Here is a 24,924-nt window from a genome sequence, read left to right on the forward strand (position 1 = left end):
TGACCTTGCCCCCTGTTTGCCCCCGTTCATAACCAGAGTCCGTTCTGGTTCTGGTCCTGTCGGGACCGGGCTGCAAACGCGTTCGGGGTGAGCCCGCCGAGGCTCGTGTGAGGGCGGCAGGTGTTACAGTCGACCCGCCAGGCCTCGATGATGGTCCGGGCCGCCGACAGGCTCCGGAACAGATGCTCGTTCAGGCACTCGTCGCGCAAGCGCCCATTCAAGCTCTCGACAAAACCGTTCTGCTGCGGCTTGCCGGGGGCGATGTAGTGCCACTCGACCGCACGCTCCTCCTGCCAGCGCAGGATGGCGTGCGAGGTCAGCTCGGTGCCATTGTCCGAGACGATCATCAGTGGCTTGCCCCGGCCAGCGATGATCCGGTCGAGTTCGCGCGCGACCCGCCGCCCGGACAGCGACGTGTCGACCACCAGCGCCAAGCACTCCCGGGTGCAGTCGTCGACCACGACGAGGATGCGGAAGCGCCGTCCATCGTCGAGCATGTCCGAGACGAAGTCGAGGCTCCAGCGCTGGTTCGGCTCCTGGGGCACGGCGGCCGGCGCTCGCGTGCCAAGGGCCCGTTTGCGACCACCACGCCTGCGCACCGACAGCCGCTCTTCCCGATAGAGGCGGAAGAGCTTCTTGTGGTTCAGCGTGAGGCCCTCCCGGCGCAGCAAGATCAGCAGACGCCGATAGCCGAAACGGCGGCGCTCGCCAGCCAGGCTGCGCAGGCGTGCCCGCACGGTCGCATCGTCGCCGCGGGTCGAGGCGTAGCGGTACGACTTCGGCTCCAGGCCGATCAGCCCACAGGCGCGACGCTGCGAGTAGCCCTTCTCCTCAATGGCCCAGCTCACGGCCGTTCTCCGTGCGCTGGGCGTCAGAAGTTTTTTCCCATCGCCTCGCGAAGCGTGGCCACGTCGAGCATCGCCTCGGCCAGGAGCTTCTTGAGCTTGCGGTTCTCCTCGTCGAGCGCCTTCAGACGGCGCGCGTCCGAGACTTCCATGCCGCCGAAACGCGAGCGCCACGTGTAGAAGGTCGCATCGCTGATGCCGTGGCGGCGACAGATCTCAGCCACTGGCAGCCCAGCCTGCTGCTCCTTCAGGATGCCGATGATCTGTTCTTCGCGGAACCGGCTCTTCTTCATCGTCCGTCTCCTCATCGACGGACCCTAGCTTCAAAACGAGGGCAGACCAGGGGGCAAGGTCACCAGTAGCGCGATCCTCGGTCGGGCTCCTCGGACATTGCATGGTGACGGGGGCAGTGCGGTGCGCCGCCCACCGAAGGCCTTTCGGGCCGGAGTCGACCCGCAGGACGGAGCCGGGATCGTGAGCCACATCAAGGCGCAATCGCTACGTCGAGGCGGGGCGCCTACGTACAATGCGGGCCTGTCGATTAGGTCGCTCGGTCGACGGCGCTCGAAGCTCGGGACTGGTTTGGTCGATCGGGGTTTCGAGCACGTTGGCGATGAGGCTCGAGACCTGATCAGCGGCAACCCGCACCGGATCGCGGGCGAGATGCGCGTAGCGCTGCGTCGTCTTGGGATCGCGGTGACCGAGGATCGAGCCGAGCAGCAACAGGCTGTTGCCAGACGAGGCGCTCGTCGCCCCGAAGGAGTGGCGCAGGTCGTGTATGCGGACGCCCTCCAGCCCTGCGCGCTCGCAAACTCTCTTCCAGACCCTGGGTAGGCCAACGAACGGGCGTCCTGCGATCTGGCCGGGAAACACGTGCGGGTTGCCCGCGATGCGCGGAAGACCAGCAAGGAAGGCGAGTACGCTCGCGCCGACTGGTACACCCTTCGCGCCAGACTTGCTCGTCGACAGACGTAGATAGCCGTGCTCGGCATCGATCTGGCGCCACTGCAGGTTCATCACCTCGGACTTGCGCATCCCGGTCAGCAGGAGGAGCCGCACCGCGTTGGCCGCGGAGGGGTTCAAGGCCTCCGCCGGCAGCTTCGGAGGGCGTCCCGTCCGCCCCGCGGCGGCCCAGGCGGCGATCGCCACCTCGTGCGCCGCCCAAGCCGCCTCGCTCGCGGCGAGCACGGCGCCAACCCGCGCCATCTCGGGCTGCGAGAGGTATCGTTCATTGCGCTTGTCCTTGAAGCGCTTCACGCCCTGAACGGGGTTGTCGGGGCGAAACTTCCGCCGCACGGCGAAGGTGAAGATGCCGCCGAGCAGCCCGACGGTGCGGGTCGCCGCGCCCCGGCCGCCCTCGACGATCGCGCGCCCGCGTCGGCCGGTCTTCTCGTCGAGCGCCGTCTTGCCGGCGGCGACGTCATGCAGAAAGCGCTCGACATCGTCGGACGTCACGGCGCGCACCCTCTTCTTGCCGAGGAGGGGCTTGATGTGGCGCAGGATGCGGCTCTCGTCGGTGAGGAGCGTCGAGGTCTTCTTCGGCTCGTCGAACTTTGTGAGCACCTCGCCGCGGCGCGCAGCCTCGACATAGAGGTCGCACAGCTCGCTCACCGTTAGGTCTGCGCGGGTGCTCTCGCGCTTGGCCTCCTCTGGGTCGATCCCGGTGCGGGCCTGGGCGAGCAGACGCAGCGCCTCGGTGCGCGCAGTGTCGGGCGTCCAGGGCGAGCCGTGCTTGCCGATCGTGTGCCAGCGTTGACGACCCTCGAACAGGTACTTCAGCGCGTAGCTCTTCGAACCGTCGGCGTTCACACGCAGTCCGAAGCCTTTGACGTCGGAATCCCACAGAGTGTAGCGCTCCGTGCGGGGCTTGGCCGCCTTGATCAGCTGCAGGGTTAGTTTGCTCGCCATGTCGATCTCGGGCTACAGTCGGGCTACAGCGCAGGAGGATACTCCTGACGGATCGTGGCAGGAAGAGGCGTTCTAAGTCATTGAAATTGCGTAGTGTGGGAGGTTCAAGGCGACCTCTGGCAGGCCGGGTTCTTGCCCTCCGAAGGCAAAGGTCACACGTTCGAATCGTGTCGGGTGCGCCAAATTTCCCTTTCATCGACAGCTACTTAGCTGCTTCGCCGATCTGGCGGCCCTGATCTTTTCAGGGGTGGTGTGCCAGGGGTGTGCCAAAGTTGCTGACGGTTTGTGTGGTGCCAGACGCCTCCACGGCGTCGCACGACCGAAGAAATTTAACACAGGCAGACCGATTCGCCGCGTGAAGGTTGGATAGCCTTCGACTTCAGATTGATCCGCTGCCCCGACCCAGCCAGTTTGCAACCTGGAGGTTGGAATGGGCAGGTTGTGGGCCGGTCTTGTCGCGGTGCTCCTTCTGACAGCGCCGCTTTGTGTCGCCGATGCGAGCGATCTCGCCCTGTCCGGCAACGCGCGGTGGGTCGTTCTCGCCAGCCGACCGGACCTCGACGCCGCCATCGGCGTCGCTCGCTACCATCGCTGGCAGTTCCCAAGCGTGCGTGTCATGCGTGCGGCCAACGGCTGGTTCGCGGTCGTCGCTGGGCCGGAGAACGCCGCCGATCCTCGCGCCCTACGCCAGCGCCTGACCCGCACAGGTGGCCTGCCGACTGACTTTATCTTTTCGCGCGGTGACAGCTACGTCGAGCAGGTCTGGACGGCACCGCCCTCTCTCAATGGTCCGACCGCCAAGTACGACGGTAAGCACGATAGCATCCTACGGGTCGGCAGCCTTTCCGTGCTCCTCGGTAGCGCCAGGGGGAAGGACGGTGATCGCCACCCGGTTGCTGTAGGCCGCGAGGATGGACAGACGGCCTTCGCCATGTCCCTCGATCAGTCCACGCGCGGAACCGACGACGAGTCGAACACGGACTTCGCTGAGGCCACCGCGCTGCGTCTCGACCCGATCTCGCCGCGCCTCAGCATCGTGTTCACTTCGTTCTGGGGCGGAGCGCACTGCTGCACGGTGACGAAGATCGCCACGCAGGCCACGCGTACAGGCCGCTGGTCGGTCGCGGACGGCGAGACCTTGGATAGCGGCGGCTACGCCTTTGAGGATCTCGATGGGGACGGCACCTACGAACTGCTCAACGGCGATAACAGCTTCCTGTACGCCTTCGGCCCCTATGCCTCGTCCAATCCACCTGCCCAGATCCACTGGGTGCGCGCCGGACGGCTGGAGGATGTGACCCGCCACGCCAACTTCGCGGGCTACCAGCGCCAGCGGCTCGCGGGGATGGAGCACGCGGCAAGCCTCGACCCCGAGCGGTGGCATGACAACAATTTCCTCGGCGGCTGGGTCGCGCAGAGCATCCTCGTCGGACGCGGTGAGGCCGCGTGGGCGCGCATGCTGCAACTCTACGACCGCAATGCTGAGTGGCCCTACGAGGAATGCACAGTCGCCCTGCCCCTGGCCAAATGCCCGGACGCGCGGAAGCGCAAGACCGACTTCCCGACCGCGTTACGGCGTCACCTGAACGAAGCAGGCTATCCTACGCCCTGGCTCGGGCCCCTGGCGGTGGCACCGCCCGCAACCACTGTGCCTACGGGTCCAGCCCGGTACGAGGTCGCCGCTGCGGCCTTCGAGTCCCAGCCGGTGAATGAGCGTATCCGCCTTCAGGTGCTGCTGACCGCTACCGGCCATCAGGTCGCCGTTCCGAACGTTGATTTCTCCAAACGACTGTTCGAGACGGTGGTGCGCTTCCAGTCGCAGAGCGGGCTACCCGTCACTGGGGTGATCGATGAGGCGCAGACCGCCGCGCTCATGAGCGAGGCAACGCCGCTGCTGCGCACCTGGGGTTTTCGAGCCGCTGCACACCCATATCGGGGTCGCCCGATCTGGGTGCCGTTCGGCCTCGGGCTGCGCGAGGAGCGCACGGGCTCGGGCGTGATCTGGACCGACCCCGCCAAGCGCGTGACGCTCACCTATATCGCCACCCCAAGCGCACTGGAGGACGGCTATCGCGCGGCCCTCGAACGGTTCGCCGGTGACGGCGTGCGGGTGAACTACAAAGTGCTGCGCCCGGACTTCTTCGCGATATCAGCCTCCGGGATGGACGGGTTGGACTGGTACATGCGCTTCCACCGGGATGGGGCGGGCACACTCGGCTTCTTCCTGGCCTGGAAGTCCGCCGAGACCGACCTGCACATGGAGCGCGTCGCGGTGCTGGTTTCGGGGTCGCTGGCCGCAAGCATGTCGGGCGCGCCGTTCACGGCGCCAATCGCCGTAACCCCTCCTCCGGCGGTTGCGGTGGCCACGCCCTCGCCGCCGATCGTTCCGACGCCGCCCGCCGTTGCTCCCCGGCCGCCGGATCCCAAGCCGCACACCGCCTCGTCGGGCACCGGCTTCTTCATCAGCCGCGCTGGCCACCTGCTGACGAACGCCCATGTGGTTCAGGACTGCGCGGCCATCGAGGTGAACGGACCGAACGGGTTGGTAGCCGCTCGGCTCGTGGCCCAGGACCGGACAAACGACCTTGCGCTTCTGAAGGCGGAGATTACCCCGGTGAAGATCGCCGCCCTGCGCACGGGGGTGCGGCTCGGAGAGGCGGTGGCAGCCTTCGGCTACCCGTTGTCGGGCATGCTCTCGACCTCGGGCAACTTCACGCTAGGCAACGTCACGGCGCTGACCGGGCTTGCCGATGATAGCCGCTACTTCCAGATCTCGGCACCCGTGCAGCCGGGCAATTCGGGTGGCCCGCTCGTGGATGCCGCCGGAAACCTGATCGGTGTGGTGAGCGCGAAGCTGAACGCCTTAAAGGTGATGGTGGCCACGAATGGCGATATCCCGCAGAACGTGAACTTCGCGATCAAGGGTTCGCTGGCGGGGGCGTTCCTGGAGAGCAACGGCGTGGCCTATGCGACAGGAACCGACACTGCCGCCCTGCCCCCACCTGATCTTGCCGAGCATGCCAAGGGGCTGAGCGTGTTCGTGGCCTGTCGGTAGCGGTGGGCACTGTTTGACAGTTCGAGTAACGGATCGCAGTCAGTGACTTCTATGGAACAGTGGATCGGGACAGCCCGGCAAATTTTGTCTTACCGAGGCAAATTGCGCGTATTGAACAGCTAAATCGACCTTTGTGACTTGGTCACAATTGCGTTTTATGTCGCTGATGTTTGTAGTCAAACGGGCCATGAGCAGCAACTCCAGAAAAGCAAAGCTGGACAATTTTTTGTTTAGCCTTTATTTGGAAAATGAAATATTGGCCGACTACGAGGAGGGTATAAGAGCATTGTTCAATGAATGCAAAAAGGCTACTGAGAAGAAATTGATTGAGCATATCGTATCGAAAATCAAAGTTCTCTCCGAAAGGCAGGTAAACTTCGCCTTGAAATCTATGGCAAACAAAATTATCGACTACGCCGGATCTGACCCTACAGCATTAGTTGCTACATCAGCAAGTTTCGATCCCGACAGTTCTCAGGCTGTCGTCCAGCTAATAAAACCAATGCTTCGCGACTACAGTAATGTTGAAATATATAATAGCGTTCCGCAGTTTTTGAGAAAACTTACATCATACAAAAAATGCATCTTAGCGGACGAGTTTTCAGGTACAGGTAAGACAATCGTTCAGCGAGTAAATGTAATTTCAAAGGACTCAGCAAATAGAAATCACGATCTATCTATCAGGGTGTTGCTGATCTCGTGCATGTCGGGTGCAAAGAGTTATATTCATGAAAAGGGGATCGTCGTCGATACTGAGCAAGAGCTTCAAGCAGGGCTTTCTTCATATTTCACCGGCCAGCAGTTAGCCGACGCACTTAGCGTAATGAGCGATTTAGAGAGCAGGCTTGCTAAGAATTTTAATGGGAAGCCCGTTCCTGCGTTAGGGTACGGAGGAGCGGAAGCGTTGTTTTCTGTCAAGAACTGGAATGCACCGAATTCAAACTTTCCCATACTCTGGTGGCCTCGAAATTCGGCTGATAAAAAAAGGAAAGTCATTTTTATAAGGAGCGGCCCATGAGACGAAAGCTGACTAAACAAGAGGCGTTAATCTTGCGTCTTGCATTGGAGAGCGAGGACGGTCTTATAGTGGGCCGCCTGACCATAAAATATGGATCATCGGTTCGCGAAATTTTTCAGGCGTACAGTAGCCTGAACGCCGATGGGTTATTGCGAATGGATGAGGGCCTCATTGTTCTCACTACCCTTGGCAGAAATTGGATTAACGAAAATCAGCATCTGTTCGCATTCAGCGGAGAAAAAACTTGGCGCCAAGTCCCGCCAACGTTCCAGGCGTCACAAATTCAACCCTTCGAGCCATATGCGCCCCGGCGATCGCGGCTGAGGCATGCTGTAAAGGGTGCTGGACAAGCTGCGGGAGGCGACTAATGTGCTGGGCGAGGCGGCCGACGTTAGCGTTTAGGAGTGTAGTCGCTCCTACGGGTAAGGCTGGCGTAAGCCATCGCCGGGGTTCGATTTGGCGTCCCGCCAAAGTCGCCCCCCGGTGTGTCACCCTATCGGGTGACCAGCAATACAGCCAAAAAGGCCCTGTGAGACTACTCACAGCGCCTTTTGTCTGCATTGCTGATGCGTTGCTCGCAACGGATTGATCAAGTAACGTCGGCCGCCTTATAATGTCAAAGAGTAGTGTCGAAAAATGGGAAGCTTACTTTTCAGATCTGGGGATCAATCAGGACTACATTCGAGAGTATATTGACTATGCTGGCCCCATGCTTCGTGCGGGTGTTCCTCCAATTTTTGAAGATGTGCATTTGTCTTTATTGATCGGGCGGGATTTGGGTACGCTGTATGCCATGGTGTTTGGGACAGGTAAGTTCTATAGAAGCTTCACTATTAGGAAGAGGCGAGGTGGTAAGGGTCTAATACAAAGCCCCTATCCATCAATACTAGAATGTCAAAGATGGATATCCGAGCACATATTGCAGAAAGTTCAGGTAAGCAGGTGCGCCACTGGATTTCGGCGCAATCAATCAATTTTGAGAAATGCCTCTCTTCATTGTAAGCGCGACGTTCTTCTTAAACTCGATATCAAAGATTTTTTTCCAAGCATATCTCTCAACCGAGTCATCGATATCTTCAATTCATTTGGGTTCCCGCCCAATGTCTCATTTCTGCTGGGGCGATTATGTACTTTAAATGGTCGCCTGCCTCAGGGAGCCGCGACGAGTCCGATTGTCAGTAATATTATTTGTAGGCAGATGGACGACCGGCTCTATAGTCTATGTTTGTCAAAAAATCTTCGATATACTCGATATGCCGACGATATAACCATATCTGGCGTTCAAATAGAGGTTGGGACAAACTATTTGATTAGAGAAATCATAAATGCGGAAGGGTTTATTATAAACGAGGAGAAGACGCGTATTTGCGGTCCTCGGGACAAAAAAATTGTGACTGGACTTGATATAACAGCGGGTAAGCCGCGATTAACCCGGTCATATCGAAGGGAATTGCAGCGAGACGTATATTTCGTTTGGTCAGCGGGGCTTGCTAGTCATCTGTCAAAGCGGAAAATATTCAACCCTAACTATATGGAGCATCTTCAAGGCAAGATTGCCTTTTGGGAGAGTATAGAGCCAGAATCTGCGCAGATGAAGAAGTGTAAGGACCGGGTTTCTAAGATCAGACGCTTGATGAACAAGATGTAATATTTTTATAACCTCCGCCGAGTAGACGAATTGTTCGTTATATTATAGAGATTTTGCAAAATTTATTGAAAATGTTATTTGACTTGGTGTCCCAAAACAACAGAATGATTTTTTATGTGTTGACATGCCGCCATGGCTGATTTCAATATTGTCATCATTTCATATACAATCAACATTTAATCGGTTTATCAGAAGTATTATACGGTCGGGCCGACTGAAACGAGTCGCGCAACGCTTGGGAGGTCCTGGCCTCGATCACCCAGCGCGCCCCTGCCGAGAGCCCGAACCCTTCGCCATGGCGAGCCCGAAGCTCGCCGAGCACCCGAGTCCGATTAGTCTCGTAGTTAGCTTCGACGTGAGCCCGCCAGCGCGCTTGCTCCAGTTCGCGCTCGAACGTCTCCCGCACCGGCCAGAGAGGCAAACCTGATGTGCGACGGAGCGCGTTCTTCGCCCAGATGTTGCTCAGGATGGCCGCGGCGTCCACCATTCTCGTAGTCGATGTCGTCATGTTGAAGCCGAGGATGACGAAAGGAGCCTCAATCGTCCAGCGTCTTAAGGGCCGACCAGACGCGAAAGTGGATCATCGGCTGCACACGTTGTGAGATATCGATTCTGTGCTAAGCTTTCAGAAAGGTCGAGACGGGTTGGCGCCCGAGGCGCGCAACCACGGCGATGCGTTGGAGCGCGCCCTTGGACCTATCTTCAACTCTCGTGATCAAGACGAACAGGCGGCCTGCGGCGTCCTACTCGGGGTGGGCGCTGGAACTTGCCATCTCACTTGATAGCGCTTGTCCCGGCCTGCTCGCTGAGAGTTTCCGCTTCGGACGGCAGCGGCGGCAAGCCCTGTTCCTAGTGCTCGCGCTCGCCGAGATCCTCGGCTTGGACGCGGTCGCCGAGCACCTCCGGTCCGCAAATGGGATGTCGGAGTTCACGAGTTCGTCCTCTGCCACCGTCCTTGCCGAAGCCGTTCTCCGCCTCCGCCGCCCTCGCGATCTGGTCCGGGCGGTCCTCACCGGACCACCTGCCGGTCTGCTCGGAACTCTAGCGCGTCTGGGCGATGACCCGATCGGCGGACCGCGAACCTACTACGAACTCGCACGCCTGCATCTCTCGCGAGATCCCGCTGACCAGCGCCGCGTGAAGGTTCTCGGTCAGATCGGCGGAAATCTGCTGGGTGTTCAGATCGAGATCGTGAGCGCTCTGGATCCAGTGCTTCTTCACCCCGCATTCGTGGGATGCCTTACCGAACCTCGTCAGGTTCAACAGCTTCACTCCGCGATGACGTACATACGGGCGAGGTGCTCGGGGGCGACTGACGATGCTATCCGAGCCAGTCTCAAACGGCTCAAGCCGGGCGGCCATACGGCCGATCTGGTGAAATTCTGGGCCGCGCGTTTCGATCGTCCTCCAATCGAAATCGACCTGCGCGGCGACCCGGCGCTGATCGTCCTGGACAGCCCTGCGAAGCTCGCCAATGCGGGAAGGCGCTACAAAAATTGCTTGGGCGCCAGGATCAACGAGGTTTTCCTCGGTGCGTTTGCTTACGTGGAGGTCAGGTCCGGTCGCTGCGGCGAACCGGGCACAATGGCCGAACTCCGACATACCGACCGAGGCTTTGTTTTGGAGGGTCTCTACGCGGCTGACAATCGGCGTGTCCCTGCCGATCGGGCGCAGATCGCGCGTGAGAAGCTCTCGGCTTGCGGAGTGGCACTGCTGGCTCTCGCTCCAGGAGAACGCGAACCGGTCATCGCCGCGGCGCGGCTGCTCAATGAGCACGCTCTCGCAGAGCCGGACAACTACGTGGGCTGGGGCAACGAGATAGTAGAGATCGCTGAGGGGCTGCGGGAAACGCTGGACGAGGTGGCCTGATATGGGCGCCTTCGCATACCACCGATCTGCGTCCATCCTGGTCCGGTGCCACCGGCACAGCCTCATGATCGGAGACCTTGGGAAGCGGCGCTCCACAGGCAAGACCATCGCTCGCGTTGCTCACGGCGATGCTCTCGCAGCGGATGCCGTCTACCTTTGACCGCCCTACACTCGATCGCAATCCGCATCCTATCGATGCCGGGCTGGCGGCTGCGCGTCGGGCTGCTCGTCGTAATTACGTTCACGCTGGCCGGGTTGCCTCTGCCGATCGCGGGGCTGGTGTTGTGGATCGGCGGCTTGCTCGGCATGACCCTGATGGAGACCATCGCCGTCATGATCCGAGAGCAGCATCAGGCACAGCGGCGACTGGAGGTCGATCGTGATCTGCGGGAACAAGCCGTCCTGCTCGCAAAGCGCGACGCCCAGATCGCCGCGCTCAAAGCCGATCTCGTCCGAGCGCACTCGGCCTCCAACGTGCGCTCAGAGACGCCGGAGCAGTGCCTGCATCGAAAAGTCGGGCTTCATCCAGGTGCGCCTGACTTCCTGCTGATCGCGGCTCGGCGCGCCTACCGGATGGCCTTGCACCCGGATAGGCATGCCCGGCACGCCCGGCAGGCCCACAAGCGCTACCTTCAGGCCGAGGCCGTGTTCGATGAGATCGAGAGGATGCGATCCTGATCAGGCTGGTCACCTCATCCTCGCGAAGTTCTACCAAGAGCAGCGCCAGATCCTCGCTCGGCGGATGGACGAGGACCCGATCACGCCACGGGTGGACGCTGTGGTGAAAGAAATCGAGGCAATCTGTCGGCCGGTCATCAGTGAGTGAGCACGGGGCAAGAGGACCGCGGGTAACCGCACAGCCTGAGGGCGCTACACCAACGGCGATGAGATAAACCGCACGAAACTCTCCCCGAGCGGGGTGAGACACCGCGAGGTGAGCGGATCCGTGGAGATGGCAGCGGTGTTCAGATCTCGCAGAAGATGAGCCGATTGGAGATCGGTCAGCACAGTGCCGACGACGGCTCGATCCGCCCTTTCGCGGAATGCAGCCACCAACGCGTCCGTCACCGGCATCATGGCTTTGGATCCCCCGATCGCCAAGATCTCCGGCATTTCCAGCGGGTTGCTGAGGACCTGCATCAAACGTAGGTGCAGCGTCGAGAATCGCTCCAGGAGCGCGATGAATGTCCCGCGCTGGACCTCCTCGACTGTCAGGCCGATGGCCGTGTTGAGCACGGCGTTACGCAGGGCCTCCAGCTTCTCAGCGCGGTGCGTCGCCATCGCGACTCGTGTGGTTTCAGCGACAGTGTCGATGAACTCCTCGTTCTGACCGAGGGTGGCCGGATCGAAGCCGTCGAGCCGATCCTGAAGCTCCCGGACACCAATCCCGAGAGAAGTGAACCAACCCTCGCGCCGCCGCTCCAAGGGTTCCCCAATGAACTGGCGTACAAGCTGCTGCACGCCGTAGCTCACCCCAGGCACGAGGGACGCCGCGGCGTCGAGCGTTCCCACCGCAATGTGGAACCCGATTGACCGATCATCGTCCACCGGGAACGGTGGAATGGGCTCGGCCTTCTCGTTGTTCATCTGGTCCAGCCTTTTTCAGATGTCCGAGTTGTAGGTCAGATCGGACCGAGCTTTGCCAGTTTAATGATGGCCGCTTAGTTCGGGCATGACATGGTGAGAACGGCTCCACTTTCAACGAAAGTCAGGGGAATTACATCAAGCGGCTTCTGACTACATACATAATTGATGATGCACCGTTTAGAGCTATCACCCCTGCTGGGGTCTTTACATTCGGAGCTTTCATTGTTGCATGAAAATTGGCAGGTGGTGTGGTCCTCACATTGAGCTTTCATATAATTAATTTTCGTACAAAACTTATTCGGGTGCCATCTTGATCCGTAAACAGCGTTTTGAATTTTGATAGTATTTTGCGAAGGTCTGTCCTGTAGCTGGGAACTTTTGTCGATCACCTGCAGCACTGCGGGCCACTGTGATTTCATACATTCCCGAATATCGTAATCAACATTTCGGCGAACGTCTTCGTTTTCGAAAAACTGACTTCCTTTTCCTTGTGCTCCATCAACAACAACTTTTCCCTGTCCCCCAGGGAGGAGCTTGGTAATGGTCACGCTACCTGAGACATCCGCAGTAAATTTATATCTATTACCCACCAAGCAAATTCGCTCGGCGGCATCGATGGCTTGGTTGATGCGCTGCTGCTTTGCATCCTGCGCTTGGACTTGAGATATATTCGTGAACACGAAGAGCGCGATCAGTGCAGTTTTGTAACGCATTAAATCTTTCTCCAATCCAGCCCATAATAGACCATCGCCAAAGAACAGAAAGGTGCTTCGTTCAAGGGTCTCTCACAGACGCGTGACAAGCGGTTGGTTCGATAAAGGTATGCCTTGGCTGCACTAGCCTGGGGATGGTTCAAAACCATCAACTTGACCATTCAAAACGCACTGAGCATCATCGAACCATCCTAACTGAACCAGTGAGAGTCGATGCACGTCCGGGCCTACATGCGCGCGTCCGTCTCTACCTCGGACGCCGAGCGCGCCCGCGGTGCTCTCGAACAGTTCGCCCGCGAACGCGGGCTGCGGATTGCCTCCTGGTACGTCGAGACCGAGAGCGGCACGAAGCTCGCCCGCCCGGAACTCTTCCGCCTTCTTCGGGATGCGCACCCTGGTGACGTGTTGCTGATCGAGCAGGTGGACCGGCTCTCGCGCCTCACCGCCACCGACTGGGAGAAGCTCAAGGTCGAGATTGCGAACCGGCATGTGCGCGTCGTAGCGCTCGACCTGCCGACCTCGTGGAGCATGGTCGCCGAGTTCACGGACGAGTTCACGGACCGCATGTTCACGGCGATCAATGCGATGCTGCTGGACATGCTCGCAGCGGTCGCGCGCAAGGACTACACGGACCGCCGCCGCCGTCAGGCCGAGGGGCAAGCCAAGGCGAAAGCCGAAGGCAGGTACAAGGGCCGGGTCGAGGACGTGGCGCGCAACGCCGGGATCGCGAAGATGCTGACGGCCGGGATCTCTTGGTCCTCAATCACCAACGCAACCGGGGCGAGCCGGGCGACGATCGCCAAGGTCGCCAAGCGTATGCGGGAAGGCGACGTTCAAGTAGCATCGGTTGTTGGGTGAGACTGGGGTCACGATGGCCGCTCGTGCAGCCGGTGAGCGGCGCTACTGGACTCTGGTCGCGGACCCAAACGAGTACCGCATCACCGAGGCGATCTTTCGCCTGAGCGCGGACTGGTGGACGAGCGGCCGGAGCGACATCCGGGTTGGCGACTGCATCGCGATCTGGAAGACGCGCGGCGGCAAGGGTGGTGGGAGAGGCATCATCGCACTTGGTGAGGTCGTAGAAGGTCCGGTGCTCCGTGCGGATACGGACAATCCTTTCCACCTCAACCCGAGCCGAGCCCGCGACGTGATGAGCCGCGTGGCCGTCAGCTACATCCCGCTCCCCCATCCCCTCTGGGACGATGGTGAGTACGGCGCGATGATCTCCTCGCTGAACGCGGCGCGGGCACGCGGAGGTACGGTCTTCACGCTTTCACCGGAGCAGTGGCGCGCGTTGAAGGCCGCCGGGCTGGAGAGGGATGATGCTGACGACGATGAAAAGCTCTTCTCCGTAGTCGAGCGGAAGCGCTATCGGGAGCACCGCCGTATCGAGCGGGCCTCCACCGCAGCGGCGGAGGTGAAGCGGGTGCGCGGCTTCACGTGCGAGGCTTGCGGCTTCGCCTTCGGAGACATGTACGGCGACCTCGGCTCGGAGTTCATTGAAGCTCATCACCTGCACCCGCTTGCCAGCCTGAGCGAAGGTGAGGAAATCCGGTTCGGGATCAATGACTTCGCCGTGCTTTGCTCGAACTGCCACCGCATGATCCACCGATGGCACGATCCCTCGGACCTTGAGGGATTTGCGCAGGCGCTCACACGTCGATGGCAGGCGCGCTGACTTGGTCCAGTCTGTGGCCGAGAGCTTCGTCAATGAGAGCTTGGTAGAACCGCGCTGTTCCGCTTGGTTCAAATCAAGCGGTTTCAACCTATGGATGGCAAAGTGGCGCCTCATCGAAGAAGGATGGCTCCGTGCTGCTCTCCAGAGGCTCCGTGCTCGGCATCGATGTGGGCTGCTCCCCAACTGCTAGGACGAGCGCCGTCTGCTGCCTCGAATGGGATGAGGCCACCGTCTCATGGACGATCGAGCGCTTCCGGGCAGTGGAGCCGGAACGCACTGACACGATCTCCCGTGTTGCCGTTAGCGCCTCCCTGAGCGCCGCCGCCTTCGATGGCCCGCTTCGGCGAGGTCTCGACATCATCGGCCGATACCGAGCCGCGGAGCGCCTCCTGACCCGTCGTTTCCAGCCGCTGATCGGCAAGCCCGGTCAGTCCAGCGCCCCAGTCGGCAGGTTGCTGAACGCCCATGCGAACGCCTGCGCCAAGGCCGTTCTGAGGGTCTGCCACATCGGTCCCACCGTTCACGACGTGGGCATCCACGACCGGGCGATCGTGGAAGCCTTTCCGAGCGCGTTCCTGGGGATGCTGATCGAGAACCCGGCTGCCCTCAATGCGCGCCGAGGAGACCGCTCGGACACGTTCTTCTGCCACCTTGTCCAGACCGGCGGGATGGAGAGCTTAGTCGAGCACCTCCTGCCGGGCCGCCGCCTTGCCGTACCGTTGGCCACGGTCACCAATCACGACGACCGTGCGGCCCTAGTCTGCGGGCTCACTGCACTTTGCGTTGCTGTCGGCCGCTACACCGCAGTCGGCGATGCGGAGGATGGCTGGATCATCCTGCCCCCGCTCGCGCTACACGCCGCCTGGGCACGGCCGGTGCTCGACCTAAATGCTGGCGAAGAGCGCGTCGGTTCAGTGTTTTATGGCGCGGTCCCGCTGGCTGCGTGATGAGCCAGAAAGATTGCTCTGCCTACCGCCGCACCTGACGAAGCCGCGCAATGAACGGTCTTGTGGCTTGGCTCTGGTCAAGATCGGAAGGCATCACTGACCCTGGCTGCATATTGGCGACAGCGCTCGTACCGCGCTGCTCCACCTAGAGCCTACCGAGATCGACTGACAGACTGCATTACTCCGTGTTCTGCACGATTTCGTCAAAAACTTGATTTTGAGTGGAGCGGTTTCATTGATTTTTTGATTTTGAGTCCGCCAGAATCCTCTCCATCCTCAAATCAGCCAATTTTTCGTTCGAAACGATAAGATCTTTAATACTCCAAGCCGGTACGATGCGACTGACGCTTGATGGCAGACTAATCACCGTGACATATCCGTCCTCTTCTGTCTTGACCGGTTCTTTGTGCTGAGCACTGTGTATTCCAAGGAGACTTGATTTCTGAATGACATGACCATCTAGCGCCGGTATTTCATAGTAGGCTATCACAGGAGATCCGGAGAATCCTCCTCTTGACCTCATATCAGCTAAGTGACATGGGCATTTTTTCTTGTTTCCCATTTCCATCACAAATCTATCATCCGCGAAGGCGCTCAAGTTCCCAAATCTTGCTCTGATTAAGTAATTGCTGGGATCGTTGTCGTCAACCAAGAGTCCAAGCATGTATAAATCGACGCCAATATCATAAAATCCGCGAGTTCGGTCCACACTCTCCCCGATGTTAAACGACATGTGAGATAGGTGGCGGGGAAATGAGTGGTTTTCAGTCACATCGATTATGGCGATATCATCGCATCCCGTTGGACGATGCCACTCCTCTGGGTGGAATTCTTGTATCTCTTGATCTCCGCTGAAGATCGTGATTGCTTGATTTGTATTATGATCACATGTACTAAGATAGTAATGCCTGGGCTCGCCGAATCTTTGCGTGTATTCTACAATGAATGCTGTACCGCTAGGCTGCCTATTGCTATCAGATAATGTTAGAACGCTGTCGATATATTGTCTTTTTATTTCTGGCATCGCTTTTTGTCTCACATCTGATTTTAATTGTTCGTCGCGCGGCATGTGTCGTTCGATCCAGGCACGAATCTTCTGATTCACTCGTCCTGATCGGCACATGCGGCGATCAACCCAGCAAGCTTTGGGCGAAGCCATCAGGAACCTCGCCCCACTGGCCTAATACCGCGACGCCTCAAAGCTCGCCGGGCTCCTCGTCAGCCTCGACTTTGAGCGCCGCCGCACCGGGCATGCGCTTGACGAGGTTCCCGGCCTTCTTCAGCGCCCCGCTCTCCGTCTGCGCCGGTTCCTCCCCATAGTTCCGGTGCCGTTCTATCTCGCCGCAGGGCGATGCGCAGCAGCGGAATGGCGAGGCCAGGAGTCTTCGTGCGGGCCGAGGAGGTCGCCTTCCTGGAAGACGTGCGGCGTTGGCGGCAGCAGTGCGTCCTCGTCCTCACGAGGGCCAAGCCGCAGAGACCATTCTACAACGCGACCTCAAGGCTGATCGAGGCGATCGATGATGTCGCGGAGGTCGTGACCGGCGATCGGCGGACGTTCTACCAGCGGGATGCGAGCACGCCCGGTGAAGCCCTGCCGCCCGTGAAATGGCGCACCGTGGATTAGCTGGTATTACGGTCCGTCGTGATCGACAAACTCGACGACGAAGTACGGCAGCCCCTGTCGCCCGGGCGGGGATGCGATGACCCTGGTTCCAGTTACTCTGCCACTCCTCGACGGGAGAGCACGGCGATGCCTACCTACGCGTTCACGACGATGAAGCACCTGTCGCCCGAGCAGCGCGGCAAGCTGGTCGAGAGCGTCACAACCATCCATCAGGTCGAGGCCACGGCGCCACGCTACTTCGTCCAGGTGGTGTTCTACACCGTCGAGCCCGGCTCGATGTTCATCGGCGGTGAGGCGGCCCCGGACAATCATGTTTGGGTCCGAGCCGACATCCGGGCCGGTCGCACACGCGAGCAGAAGGCCGCGATCTTGAAGCGGATCATGCGTGAGACGGGCGAGATCCTCAGTGTCTCGACCGAGAGCGTGTGGGTCTACATTTCGGACATCCCGGCCGAGGGCGTGGCGGAGTTCGGCAACGTGCTGCCGCAGCCGGGCGACGAGGAGGCTTGGCTCGCGTCACTGCCGAGCGCGTTGCGTGAGAAGCTTATCGCGGCGTCCTGATGCACAGCCGAGGCGGGGCCGCCGTAGTGCTGCCTCTCGCGCCGATCTCGCGAGACTGCTCCTACCCGTGCAGGAAGAACCACGCGATGAAGGCAAGGATCGCGAGACCCTTGAAGGCTTCCTCACCAAGGATCGCCATCAACCCGGCGAGCACCGTGAGGATCAGAGACAGCTTGAAGCTGAGACCGAGCCACATCAGCAGGCCAATCATGACGGCGCAGGCAAAGAGTCCGATCACGAGGTTTTCGGGGATCTCAGAGCCTTCACCCAGTTCGGGTCCGGACTTCGAGCGCTTCGACTTGAACACGCTGTCGGCCGAAACCGTGGTCCGATTGTAGACCCGGTTGTAGAGCGCCTTCTTCGGGTTGGTGAGGAAGCCGTAGCCGCGGGGCGCCTTAATCCCCATGCTGTGGCGGACGTAGCGCTTCCAGGATGTACGCGCTGAGATCCGCCCGCGAAGACTTGGCCGCCGAACACCGAAACGCACCGTCGTTCACTCCCGGAATTTCTCAAGGACAGGCGATGTCGCCTTAGATGCGCCCCGCGCGGATTGTGTAGTCGATCATCTTCTCGTTGGGCACGTCGATCAAACAGGTGTAGGCCGCGTTCTGCCACGCGCCGTAGCCGTTCTGAAACTTGGCTTTATCACCGCGGTATTCGACAATGCCCTTGTCCTTGTCCTTCCAGCGGAACTGCGGGAACGGCGTTCCGAAGAACCCGTCCGTCCACTCCATCTGGTATTCGGCGCTCCGCTCGATCGCTCGGCGGCAGTAGAGAAGCGCATAAAATTTCCCGCGCCCGGCGAAGCATTCAAGATCTTGACGGCATTCGGCGTCGCGCTGGACGCGCTCGCGCTTGTCCTCAGCTTCGAGTCGGGCTTTCTCCACGCGCGCGGCCTCATCCTTACGAAACTGCTCCGCGTCGGCCTGACGCTTTGCCTCCTCGATCTGGGCTTTGCGCGCCGCCGGGTCATCCAGCGCCATCGCGATGAACCCAGACAGCAGCCCCAAGCCAACTATGCCCGCAAAGGCATACCGAGCGAGCTTACGTGCCTCTTCTACGTCCACAACCGATCTCATGAACCGGAAGCGGTCGCGCGCGCCGCGCTGATCACCCTACGGTTGCATGAAGCTTAGCAGGGAGAACGATGCCCGCAACGAAAATCACTTGGCCTCGGTGATCATCCGCACGACGTGGCCGTTTCAGCGCAGGTGACGGCAGCGGTGCTGATCTCATGGCCTTCGAGATCAATGACAAGATCACGAAGCCGGACATCGAGTGGATGTCCTCGATCACCGACAAGGCCATGCAGGCACACGGGAAGATCGACATGCTGCTGATTATGCCGAACTACGAAGGCTCGGATCTTGGCGCGAAGTTCGACGGCTACGCGAACGAGGTGAAGGTCCGGTCGGTCGCCCACATCCGGAAGTATGTCGTGGTGGGCGCACCGACGTTCGCTCGCGCCATGATCAAGTCGTCGGGGACGGTCATCCTGGTTGAGACAAGGACATTCGATCTGGCTGAGGAGGAGCAGGCGTGGGCGTACCTCGCTGAGGCCGGACCGGCTGCCGCCTAATTTGACTGGGGAGTACGTCAGCAGCCACCCTGAGGAAGCCGCGCGCCCGCATCAGAGCGCGGCGAGTAGCTTCAACCGTATCGAGGCGATCAGAGGCACCTCCTGACGGCGAACAGATCGTTCGCGGTCGCTGTGTAGATCTCCTGCTGTGGGACACGCTTACCGACACTGATGATGATTGGGGCCGCGCTGAGGCCCAGGTTTTCGAGGGCGTCCTCTACCTCCGCGCGCGTGGCCCAGGCCCGCAGTTTGAAACATTCCTCAACACGGGTGACGACCTGCACAGGCCCACGGACCACAAGATGCTCGTGCTTCAGGAGACGGGTCGCGAGCGGATTGATCGGGACAGCCTCAGAATGGCCAAAGAAGCGCATCAAGCATTTCTGTTTGCACCAAACGACCGGCACCTCAAAATGGGCATTCAAGGATTGTTCTCCCGCGAAGCGACGGCCAATGTTATTCGGAACAATGAATACACCGCGCTCAAATTTACGCGCGTGCTTCCAGATCTTAATCTTCATGCTGCAATGACTTTCTGGCAATCGCCGGGCCCACCAATTGGGCTGCTTTCTCTTGATGCCAGATGCTGCTCGGGGAAGTCGAAATTATTCTTTTGATCAGAAAATGCGCCGTTGACCGTTCGAAGAGGCGAATGGGCCGAGCGTCCGGCTGAACTTTCCGGCACAAAGCCGGAGTGGATTGAGTACTCTGGGATCTCGCGGACGGCAAATGCGTCCGATGCATGCCTGAGCGCGCCTGCGGCGCGTTCGATAAGGAGCGGCGATGAGATGAGCCAGAGGCGATGGGCGAGTAGGTATGAGGTGTTGAGGGGGCGCCTCCGGCCATTGACATCTCGCCTTCAGGCCGAGCCGCGAGCGCAGAGCGGGTGGGGCGCAGACCCGGCCGTGATGGGCGAGGCGGCTAGAGATCCTGATGCGGCGCAATCTGCGCCGCCTTGGGATTGATCCCCGACATGATTGCCACCCGCTGTGACAGGGCGGGCCGCGCCCGCCGCTGTACGCGCTCGTCCTTGCGCGCGCGGGCGTAGCCCGCACCCGACAAGCACGGCGCGTTTTAAGAACAACCACTGCTTCGTGTAGGTCAATATTTCTTTTAATTACCACCTCGTGGATGAATTCACGTAAATTCGGTCCAGTAATTCTACACTGGTTCTCTAAGTATGCATCGGACTGAATTAATTTCGAGCGTCGCGAAATGTATAACGAGCGATTTTACGCTCATCCTACTCACCAGCGCCCCCGGCGGAGGCAAGACTGAGACGTTCATCAAGGAGTTGGCGACAACGACCGCCATCTACCTGTTCGTGCTCCCCCGGATCGACCTCATCAAGGAACAGGCTGCCCGGCTTAAGGATATGGCCGCAGCAGCAGGCCGGTCGCCGACGATCGTGCCGATCCACTCCCGTGTGCCGGGCGTGAAGCGCGGCGTCGTCCGCGCTCTGCGGGAAGCCATCGACAATGCCGTTGAGGCCCACACCGTGATCATCACCACACACGCAGCCGCGATGGAGTTGTATCCGGACGAGCTTCAGGGACTGAACGTGCGGTGGGACGAACTCCCCGAGGCTGCGACACCATCGGGAAGCATCGGCCTCGCGACCTCCTGGCCTGCGATGCGCGCGCGCTACGCACTGACCCCCGGCGACGAGCCCGGCTGGTTCCGTGTGAACCTTCGATCGGGTGCAGAGCCGATCAGTCTGGACCAGATTCGAGAAGATGTCGGTGGCGCCAAGCTCATCGAATTCCATCGCCTTGCGGGCTCGGGTAGCCGGGTGGTCGAGGTTGATGTTGCCGCTTGGGAGGATGCTGGCGTGCCAAAAGCGCCTCCTGTCAGGTGGAGGTCGGTCTGGTCTCTGGCTGCGCTCCGCCTCGCCGCCACCGTCAAGGTGGCCGCGGCCGGATACCCCGGCAGCCTCGCCGATCATGCCATGCGGCGTGCGGGCGGCGTGCGTGTCGAAGCCGTTCACGTAGGAGGCCCACGCACCGGCCAGCCGCAGATCCGGATCTACTATTACACCCAGCATCCTGGCTCGACAGGCTGGTGGGAGAAAAAGGAAGGCCGCTCCTGCCTCGTGGCGATCTCACGTCACCTGGAGGGCATTGGCTTCGATGGCTATTGGGCCTCGAATTACGACATCGTCCCATTCTTCACCTGCCGGATTGGTGGCGACGAGACCAGCCCGAAGCTGGCCGGAACCAACAGCCTGCGCCACCACACGTCATGCGCCCTGATCTACTCGGCCAAGGCTACGCCGGACGACGAAGCGATCATCAGGGCCCTCGGTCTCAACCGCGAGGACATCCAGGCGGCGCGCGAGGATGAGGACGTTTTCCAGTTCGCCTGCCGTGGCGCGATCCGAGATCCAAATTACTCAGGCGACTACGCCGTGTACCTGTACGACCACGGGCAGGCTGAGCGCCTGCGAAACCGGCTGATCGGCGCAGGCTACACCGACGTGGTCACTGAGCCGGTGGTGATGGCTGGTATCCTCGATGTCGTGCGCCCGCATCATTCCCGCGTTGGGAAGCGCATCTCGGCGACGGCCACCGAGACGGCAGCAAAGCGGGACGCGCGCCTGAAAGCGCAGGATGCTCAGCGGAAGCGTGACAGCCGAAGCGCCCTCAAAGAGGTCAAGATCGCGAATGGAACCTACAAGGGTCGGGGACGCCCGAAGGGCTCGTCGCAGCCTTCAACCTGACCGCAGCCAACCTTGCTGACGGTAGGGCAATCCAGCCCCACCGTGCCGCTAAATACTCCTGCTGCAAAGGAGACTGTCGATGCGAATCCGTGAACTCGTTGAAAGTTCTAAAAGTCCTGCCCGCGACCCCGCGGTGAACGAAGCGCAACTCACTGTCCACGCCGAGGACGAGTTCATCCTGCACGACCTGCTGCATACCCGCGGCGACGGCGAGATTGTCGAACGGCGGCCCCATTGCCTGGAAGGGCTCTCAACCGTCTACGTGCGCTGCGCCGACAACGACAGCGCGGGGGAGCTTATGGCGGCGTGGCTGCCTTACCTGCCGTATCTGCCACGCTTGCCTTCTGAGCTAATAGTCGAAAGACCGACCGCTCGCTCATGCCGAGTTCGGCCGCGATAGCCGTCTTCCGAACGCCTCGGTCAGCGAGCGCAAAAACCTGCTCGGCCTTCCGGCGCGCAGTCGGGGCGCGGCCTTTGTAGCGCCCTTCGAGCTTGGCCTTGGCCACGCCTTCCCGCTGACGCTCCAGCATCATCTCGCGCTCCCACTGGGCGATGCTGGCGAGAAGATTGAGCATCAACTTGCCGGTTGGATTGACGGTGTCGAGGCCGAGGTTGAGCACACGGAGTTCGATCCGCTTCGCTGCGAGGCGCGCTTGGATCCGGCAGAAATCAGGAACGCTCCGGGCAAGGCGCGAGAGATCGGTGACCGCGAGGGTATCGCCCTCACGCCCGAACTCGATTGCAGCCTCAAGCGCCGGGCGCGGCCCGACAGAACTCGTCTGCTCCACGAACAGCTTCTCGACCCCGGCAGCGGTGAGCGCGCGCTTCTGGGCGTCGAGCCCGGCCTCCTGTTCCAAGGTCGAGTTCTCGCGAGGCCGATGAGCATGCGCTTCCTGCTGCCAGATGGATCTCGGAAACTGGGGCATGACCCTGTTAAAGCTCAAAGATAAAGCTTGTGGCAGGGTAAAGCTCGGCTGACAGTCGAGCGCTAGGCGCCGCCACTAGAGCAGGGGCTTGTGTCATTAGCTTGCCGATATCTCCCGTCCGGCGAGGCCAGCCTGTAAATAGCCTTCGTCTTTAGGATGAAGCATCTGATCGGCACGTTGGATTAAAAATAATTTATATAGCGACGATGTTCATGCAAAACTCACGACGTTAGATCCGATCCAGCGCAATAGGAAAAGTTAATTCATCGACAAAAATAAAGCAAGTTTTGTTGAATGTACCGAGATACATCGGGGTGCTGAGACGCCGTCTTGATAGCTTCATCGCGATAATTTTCTACTGAGTGCCCCTCAATAAATTTAGAAAAAGCCATAGCGTCTAACCAAATGAGGAATGGGCGCAGATCGATGAGTCCTCTGTCGGTGTATGCCTCGCCGCTGAGGTCCCGCTGATCCCTGAAACTCTCGAAGCCCATCAGCGATGGTGGCACACGAGGAACAACATCCTCTGCTCGGCGAGCAGCAAAAGGCTGGGCTATAAAATCACCAGCAAACCGCCATGCCGTTCGTGGCGCTCCGAAGATGTAGCTGTCGCCGTCTATTGGCGAGCCCTCAGCGACGGTTGATCTCGCTTGATGTAAAATGGCGGCGATAGCACCTCCGAGAGAATGACCAGCGTAGATGATCTTATCCACTCGTGCGCGCCTTGTACTGATTTCTTGCCTTAGAACATCAACGAGTGCCTCCGCTTCAGAAAGAAAGCCCCCGTGAAAATATGTAGGCAGATCTAAAATTTTGCTTGCGCGCGGCCAACAAGACAAATTGATAAGCCAATCATATGCTCCCACTGTCCCCCTTACTCCGACGAAAAGTTCTGAGTTTGCTAATAGGCCCAACGCAACGAAATTTTTAGTTCGAACTATGATAGGGTCCGGGAAATCCATCGCGCGGAGTATAGAAAAAATATCGATCGACAGGTCATTTCGCATTATAAGCTGAAATGTGAACGACGGTATGATTGTTGCGCGACTGACATTTCGACGCTCTTCTTCGTCAATAACGCAGTAAGATAGATGTGAGACGATCGCTGCGGCAGCAGATCTTACGACGGAATGCTCATGATACGGATGTCGGCGAGATTGATTGGCGAAAAGATAGAGAGGACGACCTAAATTCCAAAGCCACTCTTCATCGGCAGTTCTGATCAGCATGAATACAGTCTCCGACAGCTTGAAAGGCTGCTAAAACATTGCCCCGTCATGCACAATCTTCTAACCAAGGTATGTGACGTTTCCACCCAGTGCTGTCGAAACCGTTTTGGGCTGTAAGGCGGTTGGCTCTGATTGGAGGATAGCAAAGTCCCCGGCATGGTTCTAGGGTGTGAACCGAACCAAGCTGTTGCCGGGTTTGCCAGTTTGTGATTCCAGGCGACTGTTTTGCAGCCTGGAGGTGGCGATGGCGGACCTGTTCTGGCTCTCCGATGAGCAGTGGGCGGTGATCGAGCCGTTCATGCCCAGAGACCAGCCCGGCCCCGAGCGCAAGGACGACCGGCAGATCATCTCCGGCATCCTGCACGTGCTCACATCGGGATGCCGCTGGCGTGATTGTCCGGCGGAGTATGGGCCGCGCACCACCGTCTACAACCGGTTCAACAGATGGTCGCGGCGCGGCTTCTGGAAGGCCATGTTGGCGGACCTGGCCAAGGCCGGGTGGGCGGGCGATGCGGCCGCCCTCGATAGCACCTATGTGCGGGCCCACCGCTCGGCCCACGGCGGCAAAGGGGGGCGCGGACACAGGCCATCGGCCCGTCGCGCGGCGGCCAGACGACCAAGATCCACGCGCTCACCGATGTCCTCGGCCGCCCCGGCGTCCTCTTGCTGACGCCCGGCAACGCCAGCGACGTGACGACCGCGCCTGCGGTGCTGGCCGAAGCGCCTGGCCGGATCCGGCGGCTGGCTGCCGACAAGGGCTACGATGCCGATTGGCTGCGCACCGATCTGCGGGCGCAGGGCATCACGCCGGTCATCCCGGGCAAGCGCAGTCGCAAACGACGCATCCGCCACGACAAGCGGCGCTATCGGGAGCGCTGGCGCATCGAGGCGACCTTCAACCGCCTCAAGGACTTCCGCCGCGTCGCGACCCGATATGACAAGCTCGCCCGCAACTATGCCTCAGCCGTCGCCCTCGCCGCCGTCATCGCTTTCTGGTGCTGATCGAGTCCAGACCCTA

General features: G+C 60.0%; 22 protein-coding genes and 2 pseudogenes. 13 read left to right on the plus strand and 11 right to left on the minus strand.

Annotated elements, in window-relative coordinates; translation table 11 throughout:
* Positions 1-26: 26 nt before the first annotated feature.
* A protein-coding gene (locus Q8W67_RS25290) for an IS3 family transposase (RefSeq protein ID WP_305550618.1) occupies positions 27-1,138 on the minus strand; the annotation gives its coding sequence in 2 pieces (ribosomal slippage) (positions 27-889 and positions 889-1,138; 1,113 coding nt in all).
* A 205-nt stretch (positions 1,139-1,343) separates the two neighbouring features.
* Complete coding sequence (locus Q8W67_RS25295; RefSeq protein ID WP_305550626.1) at positions 1,344-2,753, minus strand: site-specific integrase; 1,410 nt, start codon at positions 2,751-2,753, stop codon at positions 1,344-1,346.
* A 430-nt stretch (positions 2,754-3,183) separates the two neighbouring features.
* Here Q8W67_RS25295 and Q8W67_RS25300 point away from each other — a divergent pair, with 430 nt between their 5' ends.
* From Q8W67_RS25300 to Q8W67_RS25315, 5 genes are all read left to right on the plus strand, one after another.
* Positions 3,184-5,808 carry a serine protease gene (locus tag Q8W67_RS25300; RefSeq protein ID WP_305550634.1) on the plus strand — a complete coding sequence of 875 codons (2,625 nt, stop codon included), beginning with the start codon at positions 3,184-3,186 and terminating at the stop codon, positions 5,806-5,808.
* A 187-nt stretch (positions 5,809-5,995) separates the two neighbouring features.
* The gene (locus Q8W67_RS25305) at positions 5,996-6,826 is read left to right on the plus strand and encodes a hypothetical protein (RefSeq protein WP_305550638.1); all 831 of its coding nucleotides are present in this window, start codon (positions 5,996-5,998) and stop codon (positions 6,824-6,826) included.
* A 793-nt stretch (positions 6,827-7,619) separates the two neighbouring features.
* Positions 7,620-8,474, plus strand: coding sequence for a reverse transcriptase family protein (locus Q8W67_RS26945; protein ID WP_370693957.1), 855 nt, complete (start codon positions 7,620-7,622; stop codon positions 8,472-8,474).
* Between the two features lie 711 nt (positions 8,475-9,185).
* Positions 9,186-10,343 carry a hypothetical protein gene (locus Q8W67_RS25310; RefSeq protein WP_305550640.1) on the plus strand — a complete coding sequence of 386 codons (1,158 nt, stop codon included), beginning with the start codon at positions 9,186-9,188 and terminating at the stop codon, positions 10,341-10,343.
* A gap of 195 nt (positions 10,344-10,538) precedes the next feature.
* The gene (locus Q8W67_RS25315) at positions 10,539-11,021 is read left to right on the plus strand and encodes a hypothetical protein (RefSeq protein ID WP_305550642.1); all 483 of its coding nucleotides are present in this window, start codon (positions 10,539-10,541) and stop codon (positions 11,019-11,021) included.
* A 192-nt stretch (positions 11,022-11,213) separates the two neighbouring features.
* On the opposite strand, the gene Q8W67_RS25320 is transcribed toward Q8W67_RS25315, so the two are convergent.
* A complete protein-coding gene (locus Q8W67_RS25320; protein WP_305550644.1) occupies positions 11,214-11,930 on the minus strand; it encodes a hypothetical protein in 717 nt (238 codons plus the stop codon).
* A gap of 74 nt (positions 11,931-12,004) precedes the next feature.
* Positions 12,005-12,643, minus strand: coding sequence for a hypothetical protein (locus Q8W67_RS25325; protein WP_305550646.1), 639 nt, complete (start codon positions 12,641-12,643; stop codon positions 12,005-12,007).
* Positions 12,644-12,856: 213 nt separating this feature from the next.
* Here Q8W67_RS25325 and Q8W67_RS25330 point away from each other — a divergent pair, with 213 nt between their 5' ends.
* The 3 genes from Q8W67_RS25330 to Q8W67_RS25340 all read left to right on the plus strand — a co-directional run bounded on the left by Q8W67_RS25330 (position 12,857) and on the right by Q8W67_RS25340 (position 15,268).
* Positions 12,857-13,501 (plus strand): recombinase family protein, encoded by a 645-nt coding sequence (locus Q8W67_RS25330; protein WP_305550648.1) that lies wholly within the window; start codon positions 12,857-12,859, stop codon positions 13,499-13,501.
* A gap of 13 nt (positions 13,502-13,514) precedes the next feature.
* Positions 13,515-14,321, plus strand: coding sequence for an EVE domain-containing protein (locus Q8W67_RS25335; protein WP_305550649.1), 807 nt, complete (start codon positions 13,515-13,517; stop codon positions 14,319-14,321).
* Between the two features lie 131 nt (positions 14,322-14,452).
* On the plus strand, positions 14,453-15,268 hold the full coding sequence (locus tag Q8W67_RS25340; RefSeq protein ID WP_305550651.1) for a DUF429 domain-containing protein: 816 nt from the start codon (positions 14,453-14,455) through the stop codon (positions 15,266-15,268).
* A 232-nt stretch (positions 15,269-15,500) separates the two neighbouring features.
* Here Q8W67_RS25340 and Q8W67_RS25345 read toward each other — a convergent pair whose 3' ends face one another.
* Both Q8W67_RS25345 and Q8W67_RS25350 read right to left on the minus strand, forming a co-directional pair.
* Positions 15,501-16,337 carry a hypothetical protein gene (locus Q8W67_RS25345; RefSeq protein ID WP_305550653.1) on the minus strand — a complete coding sequence of 279 codons (837 nt, stop codon included), beginning with the start codon at positions 16,335-16,337 and terminating at the stop codon, positions 15,501-15,503.
* 61 nt (positions 16,338-16,398) lie between these two features.
* Positions 16,399-16,605, minus strand: a pseudogene (locus tag Q8W67_RS25350) (hypothetical protein).
* A gap of 29 nt (positions 16,606-16,634) precedes the next feature.
* On the opposite strand from Q8W67_RS25350, the gene Q8W67_RS25355 reads away from it, so the two are divergent.
* Both Q8W67_RS25355 and Q8W67_RS25360 read left to right on the plus strand, forming a co-directional pair.
* Complete coding sequence (locus Q8W67_RS25355; protein ID WP_305550655.1) at positions 16,635-16,892, plus strand: hypothetical protein; 258 nt, start codon at positions 16,635-16,637, stop codon at positions 16,890-16,892.
* A gap of 126 nt (positions 16,893-17,018) precedes the next feature.
* Entirely contained in the window at positions 17,019-17,453 is a 435-nt protein-coding gene (locus tag Q8W67_RS25360; protein ID WP_305550657.1) for a tautomerase family protein, read from the plus strand.
* A gap of 61 nt (positions 17,454-17,514) precedes the next feature.
* On the opposite strand, the gene Q8W67_RS25365 is transcribed toward Q8W67_RS25360, so the two are convergent.
* Positions 17,515-17,940: a hypothetical protein gene (locus Q8W67_RS25365; RefSeq protein WP_305550664.1), complete on the minus strand. Its 426-nt coding sequence runs from the start codon at positions 17,938-17,940 to the stop codon at positions 17,515-17,517.
* Positions 17,941-17,983: 43 nt separating this feature from the next.
* On the minus strand, positions 17,984-18,520 hold the full coding sequence (locus tag Q8W67_RS25370) for a hypothetical protein (protein ID WP_305550669.1): 537 nt from the start codon (positions 18,518-18,520) through the stop codon (positions 17,984-17,986).
* Between the two features lie 167 nt (positions 18,521-18,687).
* On the opposite strand from Q8W67_RS25370, the gene Q8W67_RS25375 reads away from it, so the two are divergent.
* The gene (locus Q8W67_RS25375; protein ID WP_305550672.1) at positions 18,688-19,032 is read left to right on the plus strand and encodes an STAS/SEC14 domain-containing protein; all 345 of its coding nucleotides are present in this window, start codon (positions 18,688-18,690) and stop codon (positions 19,030-19,032) included.
* 89 nt (positions 19,033-19,121) lie between these two features.
* On the opposite strand, the gene Q8W67_RS25380 is transcribed toward Q8W67_RS25375, so the two are convergent.
* A complete protein-coding gene (locus tag Q8W67_RS25380; protein ID WP_305550674.1) occupies positions 19,122-19,553 on the minus strand; it encodes a hypothetical protein in 432 nt (143 codons plus the stop codon).
* A gap of 773 nt (positions 19,554-20,326) precedes the next feature.
* Between Q8W67_RS25380 and Q8W67_RS25385 the strand changes: the two genes are divergently transcribed.
* The gene (locus Q8W67_RS25385) at positions 20,327-21,751 is read left to right on the plus strand and encodes a hypothetical protein (protein ID WP_305550699.1); all 1,425 of its coding nucleotides are present in this window, start codon (positions 20,327-20,329) and stop codon (positions 21,749-21,751) included.
* A gap of 296 nt (positions 21,752-22,047) precedes the next feature.
* On the opposite strand, the gene Q8W67_RS25390 is transcribed toward Q8W67_RS25385, so the two are convergent.
* Together Q8W67_RS25390 and Q8W67_RS25395 are read right to left on the minus strand one after the other, a co-directional pair.
* Positions 22,048-22,608: a recombinase family protein gene (locus Q8W67_RS25390; protein WP_305550711.1), complete on the minus strand. Its 561-nt coding sequence runs from the start codon at positions 22,606-22,608 to the stop codon at positions 22,048-22,050.
* Between the two features lie 332 nt (positions 22,609-22,940).
* The gene (locus Q8W67_RS25395; protein WP_305550713.1) at positions 22,941-23,906 is read right to left on the minus strand and encodes a hypothetical protein; all 966 of its coding nucleotides are present in this window, start codon (positions 23,904-23,906) and stop codon (positions 22,941-22,943) included.
* Between the two features lie 298 nt (positions 23,907-24,204).
* Between Q8W67_RS25395 and Q8W67_RS25400 the strand changes: the two are divergent.
* Positions 24,205-24,908 (plus strand): annotated as a pseudogene (locus tag Q8W67_RS25400) (IS5 family transposase).
* The last annotated feature ends 16 nt before the right edge of the window (positions 24,909-24,924 follow it).

Origin of the sequence: Methylobacterium sp. NEAU K (genome assembly GCF_030700285.1) — a bacterium.
In the GTDB taxonomy this organism is placed as follows: domain Bacteria; phylum Pseudomonadota; class Alphaproteobacteria; order Rhizobiales; family Beijerinckiaceae; genus Methylobacterium.